This window comes from Novosphingobium rhizosphaerae (assembly GCF_050920675.1).
GTDB lineage: Bacteria > Pseudomonadota > Alphaproteobacteria > Sphingomonadales > Sphingomonadaceae > Novosphingobium > Novosphingobium rhizosphaerae.
Window position 1 is genome coordinate 1,949,300 of record NZ_CP137861.1, and the last position, 18,371, is coordinate 1,967,670.

An 18,371-nucleotide genomic window follows, 5' to 3' on the forward strand; every position below is an offset into this window, starting at 1 on the left:
TTTGACATCCATGGCCCAGCCGCGCCATCGCGCGGTGGGGGCCAGATGCAAGGATGCCAGGCCCCGTGTTCCAGGAAAGCGAGACGTTTGCCCAAACCCGTGTGCGCACCTCGCGTGCGATCGGCCTGGCTCGCGTTTTGTGCATCCTGGGCATCGTCTATGTCCATGCCTGGACGGGGCTCTATGGCCCGGCGCTGACCGCGCTCGACCATACGCCACAGGGATTGCTGCGCTGGGGGCTGATCGAGTTGCTGGCGCGTTCGTCGGTGCCGCTGCTCAGCCTGGTTTCGGGCTGGCTGGTCGGCCCTTCGCTGGTCCGGCGCGGCGCGCGCGCGTTCCTGGTGGGCAAGGCGCGCACCGTGCTGGTGCCGATGCTGGCGTGGAATGCCATTGCCATCGTGGTGGTTTCCGGCGCGGCGTGGCTCGGCTGGCTCTATGCGCCGCAGCCCACCTCGTGGGGCTGGCTGGCCAATGAACTGACCGGTCTTGTCCATCCCAACGAAATCAATGTGCAGATGCCGTTCCTGCGCGATCTGTTCCTGTGCCTGCTGATTGCCCCGCTGCTGGTGCGGCAGGGGGATCGCACGCTGGCGGTGGTGGCCGTGGCGGCGCTGGCGTGGAGCCTGGCGCCGCCGGTCTTCCCGCTGTTGCAGCGCCCCTCGATCCTGGGATTCTTCGTGCTGGGCATCCTGGTGCGTCGCCGCGACGCCGCCGCGCGCATTGCCGGTGGGCCGCTGGCGCTGATCGTGGCGCCCTATCTGGTGCTGGCCGGGGTGAAGATCTGGCTGGAACTCTATGGCGAGGCGCAGGGCTGGGCCTCGCCGCTGCTGATCGCCGGGGTCGACCTGGCGATGCGCTGCGCAACGGCGCTATGTTTCTGGGCGCTGGCTTGGCGCCTGGCGGAAACGCGCGTTGGCGCCGCACTGCAAACCCTTGAGCCAGCCATGTTCCTGCTGTTCTGCTGCCACTTGATCCTGATCTGGTGCGCCGGGCCGGCGATCGGCACCCTCACCGGGCCGCTGGGGGCACCGCTCTATCCGCTGTTCCTGCTGGCCCAGCCGCTGCTGGCGCTGGGGCGACGCTGCTGCTCGGCCGCGCCTTGCGCGCGATCAGCCCGCCGCTGGCGCAATGGCTCAGCGGCGGGCGTCTCGCGGCGCGCGATTAGTCTTCTTCTTCCTCGTCCTTGAGCAGGGCGTCTTCGTCCTCGTCCCAGCCCTTTTCGTCTTCTTCCTCTTCCTCGTCTTCTTCCAGCGCGTCGATCAGCGCCTGGGCAAAGGCGGGAATGTCATCGGGCTTGCGGCTGGTGATGAGATTGCCGTCGATCGCCACGGCCTGGTCCACCACATCGGCCCCGGCGTTTTCCAGGTCGGTGCGGATCGAGGGCCAGCCGGTGACGGTGCGGCCATCGACGATATCGGCTTCCACCAGCAGCCAGGGACCGTGGCAGATGGCCGCGATGGGCTTGTCCATGTCGTCGAATTCCTCGACCAGCTCGATCACCCGCGGCTCCAGGCGCAGGGCATCGGGGTTCATCTGGCCGCCGGGCAGCAGCAGGGCATCGAAATCGTCTGCTTCCACGGCATCGAGGCGGGCATCGACTTTCACGCTTTCACCCCAGTCGGTGTGGTTCCAGCCCTTGATCGAGCCGGTCTTGGGGCTCGCCACGACGGTTTCGATACCGGCGGCTTCCAGGGCCTTTTTCGGATCGATCAGTTCCGATTGTTCAAAGCCGTCGGTGGCGAGGATCAACACGCGTTTGGCCATGGCATTTCTCCGTCAATTCGGGGGTACCTGCCCACAATGGCCCGTGGGGGTGACAGTTCCGGTGGTTTCGTTTTGTTCACGACATTGCGTTGCGAAATCGGCCGGCGCGGCCTAAACCCTGCGGGCCATGGCCGATGATTTCAAAGATCCGTTCGACGCTATCGTCGATGCCCCGTTCGACTCCGCCCTGTCGGAGCGTTACCTGGTCTATGCCCTGTCCACGATCACCGCGCGCTCGCTGCCCGATCTGCGCGATGGGCTCAAGCCGGTGCATCGCCGCCTGCTCTGGGCGATGCGGCAATTGCGGCTCGATCCCACCGGCGGTTTCAAGAAATCGGCGCGCGTGGTGGGCGATGTCATCGGCAAGTATCACCCGCATGGCGATGCCAGCGTCTATGACGCGATGGTGCGCCTGGCGCAGGATTTCGCGCTGCGCTATCCCTTGGTCGATGGCCAGGGCAATTTCGGCAATATCGATGGCGATAACGCGGCCGCCTATCGCTATACCGAAGCGCGGCTGACGCCCACCGCGATCCGCCTGATGGCCGGGCTGGACGAAGGCACGGTCGATTTCGTGCCCACCTACAATGGCGAGGAGCAGGAGCCGGAAATCTTCCCGGGCCTGTTCCCCAACCTGCTGGCCAATGGCGCCAGTGGCATTGCCGTGGGCATGGCCACCAACATTCCCAGCCACAACGTGGCCGAGATCGTCGATGCCACGCTGATGCTGATCGACAATCCCGGCGTCGAACATGCCCAGTTGATGGAAGTGTTCCACGGCCCCGATTTCCCCACCGGCGGTGTGGTGGTGGACAGCCCCGCGGTCATTTCCGCCGCCTATGAAACCGGGCGCGGTTCGATCCGCGTGCGCGGGCGCTTTTCCAACGGGCGGGGCGAGGATGGCGCCTGGGAGGACACCGGGATCGAGCGGCTGGGCAGCGGCCAATGGCAGCTCGTCATCTCCGAAATTCCCTACATGGTGCAAAAGGGCAAGCTGATCGAACAGATCGCGGCCCTGATCGCCGACAAGAAGCTGCCGATCCTGGAAGACGTGCGCGACGAAAGCGACGAGCACATCCGTATCGTGGTGGTGCCCAAGAGCCGCAATGTCGATCCCGAGCTGCTCAAGGAATCGCTCTATCGGCTGACCGACCTGGAAACGCGCTTCGGCCTCAACCTCAATGTGCTCGATGCGCATCGCACGCCGGGCGTGCTGGGCTTGAAGCTGCTGTTGCAGGAATGGGTGATCAGCCAGATCGACATCATGCTGCGCCGCACGCAGCACCGGCTGGACAAGATCGCCGCCCGCCTCGAACTGCTCGAAGGCTATATCATTGCCTATCTCAACCTCGACCGGATCATCGAGATCATCCGCACCGAGGACGAGCCCAAGCCGGTGATGATGGACGAATTCGGCCTGACCGACCGCCAGGCCGAAGCCATTCTCAATATGCGGCTGCGTTCGTTGCGCAAGCTCGAGGAAATGGAACTGCGCAAGGAGCGCGACGCGCTGCTGTCCGAGCAGGACGATCTCAATGCGCTGCTCGAAAGCCCGGCGCGCCAGCGCACGCGGCTCAAGCGCGAATTGAATGCGCTGCGCAAGGATTATGGCCCGCACACCGCGCTGGGCCGCCGCCGTACCACGATAGCCGAAGCCGCCCCCGCGCGCGAATTCTCGATGGACGCGATGATCGAGAAGGAACCGGTCACCGTGGTGCTGTCCGCGCGCGGCTGGATTCGCGCGGCCAAGGGGCACTTGGCCCTCGACACCGAGTTCAAGTTCAAGGAAGGCGATGGCCCGGCCTGGGTGCTGCACGCGCAGACCACCGACAAGCTGCTCGTCGCGCTCGACAATGGGCGGTTCTATACGCTCGGCGCCGACAAGCTGCCTGGCGCGCGCGGCTTTGGCGAGCCGATCCGCACCATGGTGGACATCGATCCCGACGCCCACATCATGGCGCTGGTGGTCTATCGCCCCAAGGGGCAGCTGCTGCTGGCGGCCAACACCGGGCGCGGCTTTGCCGCCGAGATGGACGAACTGCTGGCAGAGACCCGCAAGGGTCGCGGCGTGGTTTCGACCAAGCCGGGCGTCACCCTCAAGATCGTGCGCGAAATCGCGCCCGAGCATGATCACGTGGCCGTGGTGGGCGACAATCGCAAGCTGGTGATCTTTGCCCTCTCGGAAGTGCCGATCCTGGCCAAGGGGCAGGGGGTGACGCTGCAACGCTATCGCGACGGCGGCTTGTCGGACGCGATCACGCTCAAGCTGGACGACGGGCTGACCTGGACCATGGGCGGCGAAACCGGCCGCACCCGCGTGGAAAAGGACCTGCTGCCCTGGAAAGTCGCGCGCGGCGCGGCCGGACGGCTGCCGCCGGTGGGCTTCCCGCGCGACAACACGTTCTAGGTTTCGGCCCCCCGTCAGGCCTGCGGCCTGCCACCTCCCCATTTCATGGGGAGGATCGCTACGTTTCGCCCTGTTCCTTGGCCGCGTCTACCAGCCAGTCGTGGAATTTCACCAGCCCTGGGTGGTCGCGCCAGTCGGGGCGGAGCACGAGGTAGTATTGGCCTTCGTCCACCAGCGCGGTGGCAAAGGGGGTTACCAGCGAGCCGGATTGGAGTTCGGGTTCGATCAGGAAGCGCGGGAGCAGGGCGGCGCCCGATCCGGCCGCGGCGGCCTGGGCCAGCATCAGGAAGTGTTCGAAGGTCGCGCCCTTGAGCGGCGGCAGGCCTTCGATGCCGGCCATGGCAAACCAGCGGTTCCAGGCGCTCCGCCGCGAAATCTGGAATAGCAGCGGCTTGTCCAGCAGGTCCTGGGGTTGTGTCACGCCTTCGGCCGCCAGCCAGGTGGGCGAGCAGGCGACCACGGCCTGTTCGGCAAACAGCGGCACCATTTCGGCATCGGCCCAATCGGCGGCGCCGAAGTGGATCGCGGCATCGAAGCGCTCTTCGCGCAAGTCGAACGGAAACGAGCGTGCCGCAAAGTTCACGGTCAATTCCGGGTGGCGCGCGGTCAACCCCGGCAGGCGCGGCGCCAGCCAGCGCATGCCAAAGCTGGGCAGCGTGGCGATGGCAAGGTCGCGCCGGCTGCCACGGTCCATTGCCTTGGCCGTGGCCATGCGGATGCGGCGCAGCGCCGGCTCGATATCCTCGGCATAGGCGCGGCCGGCTTCGTTGAGCGTGACGCGGCGGCCATGACGCTGGAACAGCGGGGTTTGCAACGCTTCTTCCAGCAGGGCGATCTGGCGGCTGACCGCGCTTTGCGTCAGACCGAGCTGCTCACCGGCGCGGGAAAAGCCACCTTCGCGTGCTGCAGTCACGAAGCAGGCCAGCGCGGTCATCGAAGGGAGTTCACGACGCGATTCGCTCATTCCAAAACCCGATCAACAGATGATGCTTCCCCGTTTTGAAGCACGGCTTTCCTAACATAAATAGCATGTCTAGACGATATTAGATCGAAAGGGCGCATTATGCCGAACTTGGCAACCATCGAACAAAGCAGCGGCTCGGACCTTGTCGAAAATGTCCTGGGCCATGCCGAGGCCGCGCGGATTCGTGCGCTGGCCGCGCCGATGGTGCCGGTGGGCAGCCATGCTCCGGTCAATGGAATCGATGCCCTGCGCTTTGCCGAGGCACTCAACCTCGTGCTCTTTGCCGATCTGCTCGACCGCGTGCCCGAAGGCGCCGAGTATGTGGCGCAATGCGCGGCGCAGGGCCGCCGCATCGTGCTCGACCATGGCGCGCTGCGTACGGTGGCCCTGCCGCAAGGCGCGCGCTGCGCCATGCCCAACGGGGTGGAGGCGTTCCGCCGCGTGCTCGAACCCCTGGGCTATGTCGAAGTGGGCGTCTATCCCCTGCCGCGGCTCAAGATGACCGGGCATGTGTGGTGCCACGCGCGCTTTGCCGAAACGATGCCGCAGTTCTTTGTGAGCGAACTGCATGTGGACCAGTTCTCGCCCGCCTTTTCCAAGGCGGCGGTGCGGGTGTTCGGCTCCGCGCTCGATCGGCTCGATGCTGCGACGGCGCAAGTCCTGGCCCGCTTTGCCGCAGGCGGCAGCGTGCCGCAGGAAGACGCGGCCGCCGCGCTCAAGGTGGTGATGCGGCTGTTCGATCGCCAGCATCCCGTGCCGTTCGAGCGCGACTATGAAATCCTGCGCGCCGAAAGCGCCGAAGCCGCCTGGATTTCCACCGAAGGCAATGCCTTCAACCATGTGACCGACCGGGTGAGCGACGTTGAGGAAACGGCCCAGGGCGAGCGCGAGGCCGGGCGGAGCATCAAGGACAAAGTGGAAGTTTCGGCCTCGGGCCGGGTGCGCCAGACGGCACTGCGCGCCGCGCAAGTGAAGCGCTCGTTCCGCGCCGACGATGGCACGCTGACCGCGCAGACCGTGCCGGGATCGTTCTTCGAATTCATCACGCGGCGGGTCGATGCCGCCACGGGCAAGCTCGACCTTACGTTCGACAGCGGCAATGCCACGGGCATCTTCAAGATGACCGCCGCGGCCTGATCCCGTTTCGCCCCCCGCCCGCAATCGCGCGGGGGGCGGGTCAAACCCAACAGAAACACAAAATCCGCGATCTCGTTTGCGGGGAGAAATCGTCATGTCTGAAGCTCTGATGCCGCTTTATGCCCGTGCCCAGATCGAAGTGGAACGTGGGGAAGGCGTGTGGCTGGAAGCGCGCGATGGCCGTCGCTTCCTCGATTGCGTGGCCGGCATTGCCACGTGCAGCTTGGGTCACGCGCATCCCGCGCTGGTCGAGGCGCTCACCGCGCAGGCGCACAAGCTGTGGCACGTGTCCAACATCTTCCGCATTCCCGGCCAGGAGGAACTGGCCGACAAGCTGACCGGTGCCACCTTTGCCGACCTGGCCTATTTCGCCAATTCGGGCACCGAGGCAGTGGAAGCCGCGCTCAAGACCGCGCGCCGATATCACTATGCCAAGGGTAACGCCGAACGCATCGACGTGATCGGCTTTGCCGGCTCGTTCCACGGCCGCACCTATGCGGCGATCAACGCCTCGGGCAATCCCACCTACCTCGAAGGGTTCGGGCCGCGCCTGCCCGGCTATGTGCAGTTGTCGATCGACGACATGCCCGCCCTGGCCCAGGCGATTGCCAGCCCCACCACGGCGGCGGTGATCGTGGAGCCGGTGCAGGGCGAAGGCGGCGCGCGGGCGCTGTCGGGCGAGTTCCTGCTCGAACTGCGCCGCCTCACGCGCGAACACGGCGTGCTGTTGATCCACGATGAAGTGCAAAGCGGGATGGGCCGCACCGGCAAGCTGTTTGCCCACCAGTGGTTCCCCGGCGCAGAGCCCGATATCATGGCCATTGCCAAGGCGCTGGGCGGCGGCTTCCCCATCGGCGCGTGCCTGGCCACGGCCGAAGCGGCCAGCGGTATGGTCACGGGCGTGCACGGCACCACTTTCGGCGGCAATCCGCTGGCGATGGCCGTGGGCCTCGCCGTGTTCGACGTGATTGCGCAAGACGCCGCGCTGGCGCATGTTGCCGCCATGTCCGACCGTTTCTACACCGGCTTTGCCCAGCTTGCCGGGCGCTATCCCGATCAGATCGTGGAGACGCGTGGCAAGGGCCTGCTCATGGGGCTCAAGCTGCATGCCAACAACCGCGAGGTGATGGCCCTGGCGCGCGAGCATGGCCTGCTGGTGGCGGGCGGCGGCGAGAACTGCATCCGCATGCTGCCTTCGCTGCTGATCACGGCGGCTGAAGTGGACGAGGCGCTGGGCCGCCTCGACGCGACGCTGGCCGATGCGCGCGGGCGCGGCTGGGGCTTGGGTCACGCCGCCAGCGCGGTGGCGGCCTGATGCTGGTGGTGCGGCCGGCCGGGCCGGCCGACATCGATGCCCTGCTCGATCTGGCGTTCCTTTCGGGCAAGGGCTTCACCAGCCTGCCCGAAGACCGTGGCTTGCTGGCCGAGCGGCTGGCGCTTTCGGCGCAGAGCTTTGCCCGTGAAGTCGCCCCGGCCGAGGCGTGGTATACGCTGATGCTGGAAGACCTCGACACCGGCATGATCGAGGGCGTGGCCGGGATCAAGGGCGGGGTCGGGCTGCACCGGCCACACTTCTCGTTCCGCGTCATGACCTTGGCGCAGTATTCGTCGGCCACGGGCACGCGGTTCGATCACCAGGCGCTGGTGCTGGTCAACGAATGCACCGGCGCTTCGGAAGTGGGATCGCTGTTCCTGCGCCCGCGCAAGCGGCAGGGCGGGGCGGGGTCGCTGCTGGCCCGCGCGCGCTATGCCCTGATCGGCGCCAACCGCGATCTGTTTGCCGCCACGATCATGGCCGAACTGCGCGGCTGGTTCGACGAGCGTGACGAAAGCCCGTTCTGGCATGGCATCGCCGCCAAGTTCTTTCGCCTGCCGTTCGAGGATGCCGACCGGATGATCACCGCCACCGACGGGCAGTTCATCCTGGACCTGGCGCCGCGCCACCCCATCTATCTGGAACTGGTGGATCCGGCCGCGCGCGAGGCGATCGGCAAGGTCCATCGCCATGGGGAACGCGCGCTGGCGATGCTGGAAGACGAAGGCTTTACCCGTTCGGGGCTGATCGACATCTTTGACGGTGGCCCCACCGTGACTGCTCCGCGCGACCAGCTGCGCACCATTCGCAATGCGCGCAGCCTGCCCGCCGCCGCCGGCGTGGTGGAAAGCGGGCCCGATGATCGGCTCCACCTGGTGGCAACGCCGGGCCTGGCCTCGTTCCGGGCCACGCTGACGCCGGCGCGCATCGGCGAAGACGCGCTGGTCGTTCCCGAAACAACCCTGGCCGCCTTGGGCATTCGCCCGGGCGATGCCCTGATCGTGAGTTGATTGCCGTGACCCAAAGGCTCCAGTCGTTCGATCCGGCCCATGGCCGCGTGGTGTGGGAAGGCGATGTGGCCGATGCGGCCGCCTGCACTGCCGCGCTGGACAAGGCCCGCGCTGCGTTCCCGTCCTGGGCCCGCACCCCGCTGGAAGAGCGGGTGGCGATTGCCCAGCGCTATGCCACCCTGGTCAAGGCCAGTCCCGCGCTTGCCGAACTGATCAGCGCGGAAACCGGCAAGCTGCTGTGGGAAACCCGCACCGAGCAGGCCGGCATGGCGGGCAAGGTTGCCGTATCCATCGCCGCCCAGGCCGAGCGCACGGGCACGCGGCAGGCTGAAACGCCGTTCGGCAGCGCCACGCTGCGCCATCGCCCCCATGGCGTGATGGCGGTGCTGGGCCCTTATAACTTCCCCGGTCACCTGCCCAACGGGCACATCGTGCCGGCGCTCCTGGCCGGCAACACCGTGGTGTTCAAGCCATCGGAGCTGACGCCGGCGACCGGTGCTGCCATGGTCGGCCTGTGGCGCGAGGCGGGGCTGCCCGATGGCGTGCTCAACATCGTGCAGGGCGGGCGCGAGACGGGCGAAGCGCTGCTCAAGGGCCGTATCGATGGCTTGCTGTTCACCGGCTCGGCCACGGCCGGCCAGATTTTCCGCCGCCAGTTTGCCGACCGGCCCGATGTGGTGCTGGCGCTGGAACTGGGCGGCAACAATCCGCTGGTGGCTTGGGACGGCGATCCGGCCGCGGTGGCCAGCCTGATTGTGCATTCGGCGTTTGTCACCAGCGGGCAACGCTGTTCGTGCGCGCGACGGCTGATCCTGCCCGAAGGCGCCTGGGGTGACAGCGTGGTCGACGCGCTGGCAGACCTGGCGCAGCGCCTGCCGATCGCCGCGTGGGACGAGCCGGGCGAGGCGTTCATGGGCCCGCTGGTGGGCGACGCGCAGGCGCGTGGCGCACGCGCTGCGGTGCGCGACCTGGTGGCAGGCGGCGCCCGCACCATTCTGGCCGAAGCGGCGCAGGACGGGCGGCGCGAGGCGTTCTTTGCCCCCGTGATCCTGGATGTGACCGGTCTGGCCGTGCCCGATCGCGAAGTGTTCGCGCCCGTGCTGAGCGTGCGCCGGGTGCCCGATTTTGCCGCGGCACTGGCCAGCGCCAACGACACCGCATTTGGTCTTTCGGCCGGCCTGATCTCCGCCGATCCAGCGCTGTGGGATGAATTCCGCCTGTTCGTGCGCGCCGGGTCGTCAACTGGAACCGCCCGACCACCGGGGCTGCGGCCAACATGCCGTTCGGCGGCCTTGGCGAAAGCGGCAACCACCGCCCCAGCGCCTATTACGCTGCCGATTATTGCGCCTGGCCCATGGCCAGTTTCGAAGCGCCGGCCATCGCGGCCCAACCGGTACCCGGCGTGCCGGCCTGAAAAACCGCACGGGTGCCGGATTTTTCCGGCACCTTTTTTGCATCCGTGCGTTATGCGCAGCACGGATGACCAAACACTCTGAATCGGACGGCCAGGCTCCCGGCAATGGGGCGGGAGCCTTTGCTGTAGATCTCAGCAATTGTGATCGTGAGCCGATCCATGTCTTGGGCATTATCCAGCCCTTCGGCTTTCTGGTCGCGGTCACGCCCGATTGGATGGTGGCACGGGTTTCGGAAAACCTCGCCGAATTCACCGGCACATCGCCCGAAACCGCGCTGGGCCAGCCGCTTTCCGACCTGATCGATCGCGAGGCGATCCACACCATTCGCAACCGCCTGACCACGCTGCGCGGGCCCGACGCGGTGGAGCGGATCTTTGGCGTGCCATTGCTGGCCGATCGGCCGCCGTTCGATGTGGCCGTGCATTTTTCCGGTCGAGAGATCGTGATCGAGGCGGAGCCGGCAGCAGCCGAACCGCTTGAAGCGACATCGGTCGTGCGCAGCATGATCGCGCGGTTGCAGCAGGTGGATGGCCTGCCTGGGTTCCTGCGCGAAGGCGCGCGCCAGGTGCGCGCGATCACCGGTTTCGACCGGGTGATGGTCTATCGCTTCGATGCGCAGGAATCGGGTGAAGTGGTGGCCGAGTCCGTGCGCCACGGCGTCGACAGTTTTCTGGGCCTGCACTATCCGGCCAGCGACATTCCGTCCCAGGCCCGCAAGCTCTATCTGCGCAACACCTTTCGGGTGATTGCCGATGTGGGTTCAACCCCGGTGCCGCTGATGCCGCAGCGCGATCCCGACGGCAAGCTGCTGGACCAGTCGCTGTCGCTGCTGCGCGCGGTCTCGCCGATCCACGTCGAGTATCTGCGCAACATGGGCGTGTGCGCCTCGCTGTCCATCTCGATCGTGGTGGGGGGCAAGCTGTGGGGCCTGTTCGCGTGCCACCACTATGCCCCGCGCCTGCCCAGCATGGCGGCGCGCAGCGCGGCCGAACTGTTCGGCCAGATGTTCTCGCTGATGCTCGACGCGCGCGAGAATGCTCAGGCCCGCGAATACGAAGCGCGCGGCCGCGCCGTGACCGACCGCCTGCTGGCCACCGTGGCGCAGGACAACGACCTGCTCGACAATCCGCAATGGCTGGCCGACGTGATCGGTGATGCCATTCCCGCCGATGGCATCGGTGTCCACGTGCGCGGTCAAACCTCGCTGGTGGGGCTGACGCCCAATCCTGCGCAGTTCGAAGACGTGGTGCGGCTGCTCAACCGCGTGTCGTCGGGCCAGGTCTTCGCCACCGAAACCATCGCCGCGCAATTGCCTTCGGCCGCCGCGCATGGCGATGTGGCCGCCGGCATGCTGGCCATTCCGCTGTCTCGAGAGCCGCGCGACTACATCGTGTTGTTCCGCGCCGAACGCCTGCGCGAAGTGCGCTGGGGCGGCAAGCCGGAAAAGGAAATCGTCTACGGCCCCAATGGCCCGCGCCTTACCCCGCGCAAGAGTTTCGAGGCGTGGGCGGAACTGGTCAAGGGCACCAGCCAACCCTTCACCCCGGCCGAGCGCCGCGTGGCCGAGGCGCTGCGCGTGGGCATGCTGGAAGTTCTGGTGCGCCTGGCCGAAACCGCCGGGGCGGAGCGCGCGCGCGCCTCGGAACGGCAGGAACTGCTGATCGCCGAACTCAACCACCGGGTGCGCAACATCCTGTCGCTGATCCGCGGGCTTATCGCCCAGACCCGCGATGGTGCCGCCGACGTGGCCGGCTTCATCACCACGCTGGATGATCGCATCCGCTCGCTCGCCCGCGCGCACGACCAGATCACCGCCGATCGCTGGGGCCCGGCGCGGCTGGCCGATCTGGTGGAAATAGAAGCCGGCGCCTATCTGCGCGCACAGTCCGAACGCGTCGTGGCGCAGGGCGAGAACGTGCTGCTCTATCCCACGGCCTATGTCACCATTGCCCTGGTGATCCATGAATTGATGACCAACGCCGTGAAATACGGCGCGCTTGCCGGGCAGGGCACCGTGCATCTCTCGTGGGAGCGCGACGTGCATGGCGGGCTGGTGCTGGACTGGCAGGAGCGCGACGGCCCCCCCGTCGCGACGCCCACCCGGCGCGGCTTTGGCAGCACCATCATCGAGCGATCGATCCCCTATGACCTGGGCGGCACGGCGCAGATTTCCTATCTGCCGGCCGGGGTACACGCCCGCTTCACGCTGCCCGAACCGTGCGTGGCAGGGGTGACGGCGGCGCGCCACAGCGGGCCCATGCCGATCAGCCTGGGCGGCGCGACCACCCCGCTCGACGGGTGCAACGTCCTGCTGGTGGAAGACAGCATGATCATTGCGCTCGATGGCGAGGATGCGCTGCGCGAACTGGGCGCTGCGGCGGTGAGCACCGCGCCCACGGTGCGTGACGCGTTGCGCATGCTGGACCAGGGTCCGTTCCACTTTGCCTTGCTCGATTTCAACCTGGGCGTGGATACCAGTGCGGCCGTCGCCGACAAGCTGATCGAGCTGGGCGTGCCCTTTGCCTTCGCCACCGGTTATGGCGAGGGGATCGGCGTTGAGCGCTGGCCCGGCGTGCCGGTGATCAACAAGCCCTATGGGCTCAAGGAACTGCGCGCCGCCGTCAGCCAGGGCCAGGCCGCGCCCCCGGCGGACTCTGCCGCGCAGCAATAAGCACGCCCCCGCCACGATCGGTCCACGCGGGCACTTGACCGGCAGGGCCGCTGCCGGGCACACCCCGCAACGCGCGGCAGCGGCATGCCGCAACCGGGGAGACGAAAGCCAATGTTCAGCCACCTGATGATCGGCACGAACGATATCGATCGTGCCAAGACATTCTACGATGCCACTTTTGCCACGTTCGGCGGGCCCGAGGGCATCGTCGATCACAAGAAGGGGCGGCTGATCTATGTGCACAACGGCGGCATCTTCATCCTGACGTTGCCGATCAACGGCGAACCCGCCACGTGCGCCAACGGCTTTACCGTGGGCTTTGCCATGACGCCCGAACAGGCCGATGCCTGGCATGCGGCCGGCCTGGAGCATGGCGGCACGCCGTGCGAAGATCCGCCGGGGCCACGCCAGGGCAGCCCCTATTATCTGGCTTACTTGCGCGATCCTGATGGCCACAAGATCTGCGCGCTGCACAACTATGGACAGGTGCAATGACGTTGGAAACCGTTTCGACCAGCCGGGCCCACGGCGGCGTGCTGGGGGTGTACAAGCATGCCTCTACTGCCACGGCCACGCCGATGACCTTTTCGGTCTTCGTGCCGCCCCAGGCGCAGCAGGGGGCCAAGCTGCCCGTGCTGCTCTATCTTTCCGGGCTCACCTGCACCCACGCCAATGTGACGGACAAGGGCGAGTATCGCCGGCTTTGCGCCGAACTGGGCCTGGTCTTCGTGGCGCCCGATACCTCGCCCCGCGGCGAAAACGTGCCCGACGATCCGGCCGGCGCCTATGATTTCGGCCTGGGCGCTGGCTTCTATGTCAACGCCACGCAAGAACCCTATGCGGCGCACTATCGCATGTGGGACTATGTGTCGCAGGAACTGCCCGCCTTGCTGGGAGCGCATTTCCCGGTGGACCTCGATCGCATGGGGGTCACGGGCCATTCGATGGGTGGCCATGGCGCGCTCACCCTGGGGCTGACCTATCCCGAAACGTTCAAGTCGCTTTCCGCCTTTGCGCCGATCGTGGCGCCGGGCCAGGTGCCCTGGGGGCACAAGGCGCTGGGTGGATACCTGGGCGAAGACCGCGCCGCGTGGCGTGCGCACGATGCCACCGCGCTGGTGGAAGACGGCAAGCGTCCGGCCGGCGCGATCCTGATCGACCAGGGCGACGCCGATGGCTTCCTGGCCGAACAGCTGCGCCCCGAACTCTTCGCCAGCGCGTGCGAGGCGGCGGGAGTTGACCTCACGCTGCGCCTGCAGCCGGGCTATGACCACAGCTACAACTTCATTTCCACCTTCATGGAAGACCACTTGCGCTGGCACGCCGAGCGCCTTTGAGCCTGTCCGTGTCGTCACCCCGGGGCTGAGCCCGGGGTGACGACAAAGGGGACTACCGCCCCCAATCCCCGGCAACTCCCATCCACAATGCCAGACCGGCGAGCGCGGCGGTTTCGCCCCGCAGGATGCGCGGTCCCAGCGTGATGGCGCGGGCGGCGGGATGCGCGCGGACGAGCGCGCGCTCGGCTTCGTCAAAACCGCCCTCCGGCCCGATCAGCAGCGCCGCCGGGCCATTGTGCGCGGCAAAGACCTCTGCAGCCGGGTCTCCGCCCTGCTCATCGGCAAAGAACAGCGCGCGGTCTTCGGGCCAATCGCGCAGCAGCGCCTCCAGCTTCACCGGATCGGCCAGCGCGGGCAGGGCGGTGCGTGCGCATTGCTCGGCCGCCTCGGTCACGATCGTGGTGGCGCGTTCGGCATTGAGCTTGTCGGCCACGCAGCGGCGGGTGATCACGGGGCGGATCTGCGCCGCACCCAGTTCGGTGGCCTTTTCCAGCACCCAGTCGAACGCCTGTTTCTTCAAGAGCGCCGGGCACAGCCACAAGTCGGGCACAGCCTCAAGGCCGCGCAGTTGCCGCTCCACGGTCAGAGCCATGTCGCGCTTGCCGGCGTGCGCCACGCGGGCCAGCCATTCGCCGGTCTGGTTGTCGCACAGCACCACGGCATCGCCGGCGCCCGCGCGCATCACTTTGCCCAGATAGTGTGCCTGCCCGCCTTCCAGCAGGACGCTGGCGCCTTCCTCCAGCCGTTGCGGCACGAACAGGCGGGGGGCGGAACGGGGTGGCCAGGCGGGGGTGGCGGGCAGGTGATCGGTCATCGGCCGGTTCATAGGCAGGCGGGCGGCTTCGGGCAATCTGTCCCCTTGCGGGCCCATCCCCTTGCAGCCAAGCTCAAAGCGGCGCAGGAACCGGCGGGCATGACCACCGCAACCGACCAGATCGTCCCCGACAGCGAGCATCGCGGCCTTGTCGCGCGCCTGCCGCAACCCTTGCGCGATTATGCGTTGCTGGCCCGGCTGGACCGGCCGATCGGCTGGTGGCTGCTGTTCTGGCCTTGTGCCTGGGGCGTGTTCCTGGCCGGCGGCGCGCGGCAATGGCACCTGGTGGCGTGGATGCTGCTGGGTTCGATCGCCATGCGCGGGGCAGGCTGCGTCTACAACGACATCGTCGACGCTGATCTCGACGCGCAAGTGGCGCGCACCGCGCAACGCCCGGTGGCCAGCGGCCGCGTGCGCAAGAAAGCGGCCTGGGCCTGGCTCGGCCTGCTGGCCGCCGTCGGCCTTGTCGTGTTGCTGCAATTGCGCTGGCAGGCGCAGATCGTGGCGCTGGGCAGCCTGGCGCTGGTCGCCGCCTATCCGTTTATGAAGCGCATCACCTGGTGGCCGCAGGCCTGGCTCGGCCTGGTCTTCACCTGGGGGGCGCCCACCGGCTGGGTGGCGGTGAGCGACACCGGCCTGGGCGCCCTGGCCGCGCTCTATGCCGGCGCGATGTGCTGGTGCATCGGCTATGACACGATCTACGCGCTGCAAGACCGCGAGGACGACGCGATGGTCGGCATCCGCTCCAGCGCGCGGGCGCTCGGCAACAAGGTGAAGCCCGGCGTCACCGCGTTTTACACCGCCGCCGTGGTACTCTGGGCGCAGGCGTTCTGGCTGGTCAGGCCCGATCCGCTGGCCCTGCTCGCCCTCTTGCCGGTGGCGCTGCACCTTGGCTGGCAGGCCTTGAGCCTGGAGGTTGACGATGGCGACAACGCCCTGGCGCGGTTCCGCTCGAACCGGACGGCAGGCTTTCTGATGGCGCTGGCGTGTCTGGTGGTGGGGAGTGCGGGGTAGGGATCATTCCTACCGGAGTGGAAAATGAAACCCGCTGCCTGTAATTCCTTGTTTTCTAAAATTTTCTAATCAATACTTTTATGGTGATGGAGGAATGGAAACCCATTTCCCTTCGCCCTTCTCATGAAATACCGCTAAAATTTGAATTGGAATATTGGATAATTTTTCGACTTCAAAGTAAATTGAATGATCAGGTGTCAAAGTCTCGCCAAATGGCTTTACAATTATCGCATTAACATTTTCGGGATATGGAATTCCTTTAAAATTTTGTTTTAAAATGATGTGATCGAGAAAGGCATTTCTCGTGCTAATACGAATTTCATCAAGAGAATTTTTCGTTAAAAACAAAAAATTGTGCCTTGATTCCATTAAATGAGAGGCGCGAATTGCAATTTCTATAGATCCATTTTGGTCAGCGCTAGAAGAAAACGTGAGATTGGAAAACCCTGCATGCTGTGGGGTAAATGAAGCCTGGCCCTGAGTAATGTTGATGATATATAAAATAGTCGATTCAAGGCCATTTTCAAACATATCTATAAATAGGGTCTGCCGAAGAACAGGTGGCATCTCGCAACCATCTATTCTGACGGGTACAATTCTAGTTTTACCTTTTGAAGCGGCGTACAAGGCGTTTTGCCATTCCAGCTTCACCATGCCGCTAGAAAGACTATTTTTCGAAACGAAAAATAATACAAGCTCAGGTGCCTCTAGGCCTGTATTCATCCGATCAATAATGCCGTCGCCCGGTTGGATAGACCAGCTATCATAAAAAACTTGATCATGCCCAAAAATTTGAGCGAGTTTTATAGCTACGGGCTCCACAACAGGCTTGTCATTGTGGTTGTGACTGAGAAATATTTTGTGTGCCATGTAGGTCTCCCGTGAGGCATTAGGATGTGGCAGCTTGGATCTGCCGCCTGTGCCGATCCCCGCCTAAATCCCGAGCACCTTTCGCAGTTCGGCGTTGATGCGTGATTGCCATCCTTTGCCACTGGCACGAAATGCATCGAGCACGTCGGGATCAAGGCGCAAAGTTACCTGCTTCTTGGGGTCTTGGGAAACGGGGCGGCCCGGAGTCTTGAGCGTGCCTGTGGAGGGGCGCACCAACTTGTCGCCCTGATAGACCGCCGCCGTGCGGAACATCTCTTCGGTCCATTCGGGCGCGTCGTCCGGGTCAATCCATGGCGCTTTTGCGGGCTTCGAGTTCCTTTGCATGAACATGCCTCATCGAAATGATCCGGCGGCCGTTGCCACGCGGAGTCCACACCAGCGATACCGCGCGGCCATCGAGCCAGCCGAACGTGAGGAAGCGGGCCTCCCCATAGTCAAAGCGTTCGTCAGCCATATCGAAATGGTTGCCGGCAAAAACCTTGGCAGCGTCAGCGAAATCCAATCCGCGCTCTTCCATTGTCTTCTGCCGCTTGTCGGGATCGAACGTGATCTCCATCACTGCGTGATGTCACGGCGAAACCTCCTACGTCGAACACAGATGCCACCATCTTGGTTGCAAGAATTAATGTAACTACAAAAATTGTCAAGAGGTGCATTGCAACCCAACACACCCTCCCCAGCCTTTCCCACAAGCGGCAAGGTCTTGTTTCTTGGTCCCCCTTCCGCCTGCGGGAGGGGCGGGGGGAGGGCATGATACCCCCAAACCCCGTTCAATTCGGCCGCGGCTCCACCGGGAAAACGATGAAATCGGCCTGCACGACCTTGACCGGCGTGTCGCCCATGCCGTCCACCACCTTCATGAGTTCGGCAATCGCGGCCGGGGATAGGGCCAGGCCGTGTTCGGCCGGATGCGTGGGTGCTTCGTTCGGATAATCCAGGCCCGGCGTGGTGGTCATCTCGATATGGGCGCCCAGCAGGGCGCGGATCGGATGCGTTTGCGCGAAGGTGGCCAGGCGGTGGGCACTGGCGCGGAATTCGGCGAAGTGGTTTTCCGGCACATAGAGCCGGCCAGGATAGAGCATGTCCCCGGAAAACAGCAGGCGGGTGCGCGGGTCATAGATCATGACATGCGCCGATTGGTGCCCGGGCGTGGGAATGGCGCGCAGCACGCGGCCGCCCAGGTCCAGCGTGCCGATGCCGTTGGGCCAATCGGCGACGTGGAACGCGCTGGCCACGTCGGTCGGGGCGAGGCCGACCACGGTGGTATCGGGCCGGCCGGCGAATTCGCTGTCACCGGCGTGGTGGTCGCCATGGCTGTGCGAATGGGCCACGGTCAGGTGCAGTGGGCGGCCGCCATGGGCCTGGCGCCATTGCGCGATGACCTTTTCCACCGTCGGCCGCACGGCAAGCCCGCCGGCACCGGTATCGATCAGCAGGGCGCCCTTGTGGCCGAACAGCAGATAAAGGAACGGCGCTTCGAAATTGGTCTTCACCGATTGGCGGATGACGAAGGTATCGGCGTCGATCGCCTGGACCTGGGTTTGCGGCTCGCTTGCCGTGGTGCCGTCGATCCAGTGCGCGAAGGGCGGGGGATTGAACGCCGGAGCGGGGGCTGCCCAGATCACAGCGAGG

At 65.6% G+C, this 18,371-nt stretch carries 16 protein-coding genes and 1 pseudogene; 10 read left to right on the plus strand and 7 right to left on the minus strand.

What is annotated here, in order from left to right; genetic code table 11:
* Positions 1-65 precede the first annotated feature (65 nt).
* Positions 66-1,187 (plus strand): acyltransferase family protein, encoded by a 1,122-nt coding sequence (locus tag R9J51_RS08905; protein ID WP_432787953.1) that lies wholly within the window; start codon positions 66-68, stop codon positions 1,185-1,187.
* Here the strand turns inward: R9J51_RS08905 and R9J51_RS08910 are convergent.
* Positions 1,162-1,764, minus strand: a complete 603-nt coding sequence (locus tag R9J51_RS08910; protein ID WP_168554211.1) for a type 1 glutamine amidotransferase domain-containing protein — start codon at positions 1,762-1,764, stop codon at positions 1,162-1,164. The genes R9J51_RS08905 and R9J51_RS08910 overlap by 26 nt on opposite strands.
* A gap of 127 nt (positions 1,765-1,891) precedes the next feature.
* On the opposite strand from R9J51_RS08910, the gene parC reads away from it, so the two are divergent.
* A complete protein-coding gene (parC, locus tag R9J51_RS08915; RefSeq protein ID WP_179504250.1) occupies positions 1,892-4,171 on the plus strand; it encodes a DNA topoisomerase IV subunit A in 2,280 nt (759 codons plus the stop codon).
* A 58-nt stretch (positions 4,172-4,229) separates the two neighbouring features.
* On the opposite strand, the gene R9J51_RS08920 is transcribed toward parC, so the two are convergent.
* Positions 4,230-5,135 (minus strand): LysR substrate-binding domain-containing protein, encoded by a 906-nt coding sequence (locus R9J51_RS08920; RefSeq protein WP_169473784.1) that lies wholly within the window; start codon positions 5,133-5,135, stop codon positions 4,230-4,232.
* Between the two features lie 99 nt (positions 5,136-5,234).
* On the opposite strand from R9J51_RS08920, the gene R9J51_RS08925 reads away from it, so the two are divergent.
* The 7 genes and pseudogenes from R9J51_RS08925 to fghA all read left to right on the plus strand — a co-directional run bounded on the left by R9J51_RS08925 (position 5,235) and on the right by fghA (position 14,020).
* Entirely contained in the window at positions 5,235-6,272 is a 1,038-nt protein-coding gene (locus R9J51_RS08925; RefSeq protein ID WP_168554214.1) for a DUF1338 domain-containing protein, read from the plus strand.
* A gap of 94 nt (positions 6,273-6,366) precedes the next feature.
* Positions 6,367-7,587 (plus strand): aspartate aminotransferase family protein, encoded by a 1,221-nt coding sequence (locus R9J51_RS08930; RefSeq protein WP_218843455.1) that lies wholly within the window; start codon positions 6,367-6,369, stop codon positions 7,585-7,587.
* A complete protein-coding gene (locus tag R9J51_RS08935) occupies positions 7,587-8,597 on the plus strand; it encodes an arginine N-succinyltransferase (protein ID WP_168554215.1) in 1,011 nt (336 codons plus the stop codon). The genes R9J51_RS08930 and R9J51_RS08935 overlap by 1 nt, the downstream gene beginning before the upstream one ends.
* A gap of 5 nt (positions 8,598-8,602) precedes the next feature.
* Positions 8,603-10,011 (plus strand): annotated as a pseudogene (gene astD / locus R9J51_RS08940) (succinylglutamate-semialdehyde dehydrogenase).
* A gap of 65 nt (positions 10,012-10,076) precedes the next feature.
* Positions 10,077-12,683 carry an HWE histidine kinase domain-containing protein gene (locus tag R9J51_RS08945; RefSeq protein ID WP_179504252.1) on the plus strand — a complete coding sequence of 869 codons (2,607 nt, stop codon included), beginning with the start codon at positions 10,077-10,079 and terminating at the stop codon, positions 12,681-12,683.
* A gap of 111 nt (positions 12,684-12,794) precedes the next feature.
* Positions 12,795-13,178: a VOC family protein gene (locus tag R9J51_RS08950; protein ID WP_179504253.1), complete on the plus strand. Its 384-nt coding sequence runs from the start codon at positions 12,795-12,797 to the stop codon at positions 13,176-13,178.
* Positions 13,175-14,020, plus strand: a complete 846-nt coding sequence (fghA, locus tag R9J51_RS08955) for an S-formylglutathione hydrolase (protein ID WP_179504254.1) — start codon at positions 13,175-13,177, stop codon at positions 14,018-14,020. The genes R9J51_RS08950 and fghA overlap by 4 nt, the downstream gene beginning before the upstream one ends.
* Before the next feature lie 52 nt (positions 14,021-14,072).
* Here the strand turns inward: fghA and R9J51_RS08960 are convergent, their stop codons facing one another.
* Positions 14,073-14,822, minus strand: coding sequence for a 16S rRNA (uracil(1498)-N(3))-methyltransferase (locus tag R9J51_RS08960; RefSeq protein WP_179506397.1), 750 nt, complete (start codon positions 14,820-14,822; stop codon positions 14,073-14,075).
* Between the two features lie 111 nt (positions 14,823-14,933).
* On the opposite strand from R9J51_RS08960, the gene ubiA reads away from it, so the two are divergent.
* Positions 14,934-15,848: a 4-hydroxybenzoate octaprenyltransferase gene (gene ubiA / locus R9J51_RS08965; RefSeq protein ID WP_179504255.1), complete on the plus strand. Its 915-nt coding sequence runs from the start codon at positions 14,934-14,936 to the stop codon at positions 15,846-15,848.
* A gap of 78 nt (positions 15,849-15,926) precedes the next feature.
* Here the strand turns inward: ubiA and R9J51_RS08970 are convergent, their stop codons facing one another.
* From R9J51_RS08970 to R9J51_RS08985, 4 genes are all read right to left on the minus strand, one after another.
* A complete protein-coding gene (locus R9J51_RS08970) occupies positions 15,927-16,718 on the minus strand; it encodes a toll/interleukin-1 receptor domain-containing protein (RefSeq protein WP_179504256.1) in 792 nt (263 codons plus the stop codon).
* Between the two features lie 63 nt (positions 16,719-16,781).
* A complete protein-coding gene (locus R9J51_RS08975) occupies positions 16,782-17,069 on the minus strand; it encodes a BrnA antitoxin family protein (protein WP_432787954.1) in 288 nt (95 codons plus the stop codon).
* Positions 17,023-17,295 (minus strand): BrnT family toxin, encoded by a 273-nt coding sequence (locus tag R9J51_RS08980; RefSeq protein ID WP_179504257.1) that lies wholly within the window; start codon positions 17,293-17,295, stop codon positions 17,023-17,025. The genes R9J51_RS08975 and R9J51_RS08980 overlap by 47 nt, the downstream gene beginning before the upstream one ends.
* A 214-nt stretch (positions 17,296-17,509) precedes the next feature.
* Entirely contained in the window at positions 17,510-18,364 is an 855-nt protein-coding gene (locus R9J51_RS08985) for an MBL fold metallo-hydrolase (RefSeq protein WP_432787955.1), read from the minus strand.
* Between the last annotated feature and the right edge of the window lie 7 nt (positions 18,365-18,371).

Bases quoted from the DNA above. Each gene is read 5' to 3' on its own strand.
- R9J51_RS08975 (WP_432787954.1), bottom strand. From the start codon at position 17,069: ATGTTCATGCAAAGGAACTCGAAGCCCGCAAAAGCGCCATGGATTGAC.
- R9J51_RS08945 (WP_179504252.1), top strand. From the start codon at position 10,077: ATGACCAAACACTCTGAATCGGACGGCCAGGCTCCCGGCAATGGGGCG.
- R9J51_RS08950 (WP_179504253.1), top strand. From the start codon at position 12,795: ATGTTCAGCCACCTGATGATCGGCACGAACGATATCGATCGTGCCAAG.
- R9J51_RS08910 (WP_168554211.1), bottom strand. From the start codon at position 1,764: ATGGCCAAACGCGTGTTGATCCTCGCCACCGACGGCTTTGAACAATCG.
- fghA (WP_179504254.1), top strand. From the start codon at position 13,175: ATGACGTTGGAAACCGTTTCGACCAGCCGGGCCCACGGCGGCGTGCTG.
- parC (WP_179504250.1), top strand. From the start codon at position 1,892: ATGGCCGATGATTTCAAAGATCCGTTCGACGCTATCGTCGATGCCCCG.
- R9J51_RS08970 (WP_179504256.1), bottom strand. From the start codon at position 16,718: ATGGCACACAAAATATTTCTCAGTCACAACCACAATGACAAGCCTGTT.
- R9J51_RS08935 (WP_168554215.1), top strand. From the start codon at position 7,587: ATGCTGGTGGTGCGGCCGGCCGGGCCGGCCGACATCGATGCCCTGCTC.
- R9J51_RS08930 (WP_218843455.1), top strand. From the start codon at position 6,367: ATGTCTGAAGCTCTGATGCCGCTTTATGCCCGTGCCCAGATCGAAGTG.
- R9J51_RS08925 (WP_168554214.1), top strand. From the start codon at position 5,235: ATGCCGAACTTGGCAACCATCGAACAAAGCAGCGGCTCGGACCTTGTC.
- ubiA (WP_179504255.1), top strand. From the start codon at position 14,934: ATGACCACCGCAACCGACCAGATCGTCCCCGACAGCGAGCATCGCGGC.
- R9J51_RS08920 (WP_169473784.1), bottom strand. From the start codon at position 5,135: ATGAGCGAATCGCGTCGTGAACTCCCTTCGATGACCGCGCTGGCCTGC.
- R9J51_RS08980 (WP_179504257.1), bottom strand. From the start codon at position 17,295: ATGGAGATCACGTTCGATCCCGACAAGCGGCAGAAGACAATGGAAGAG.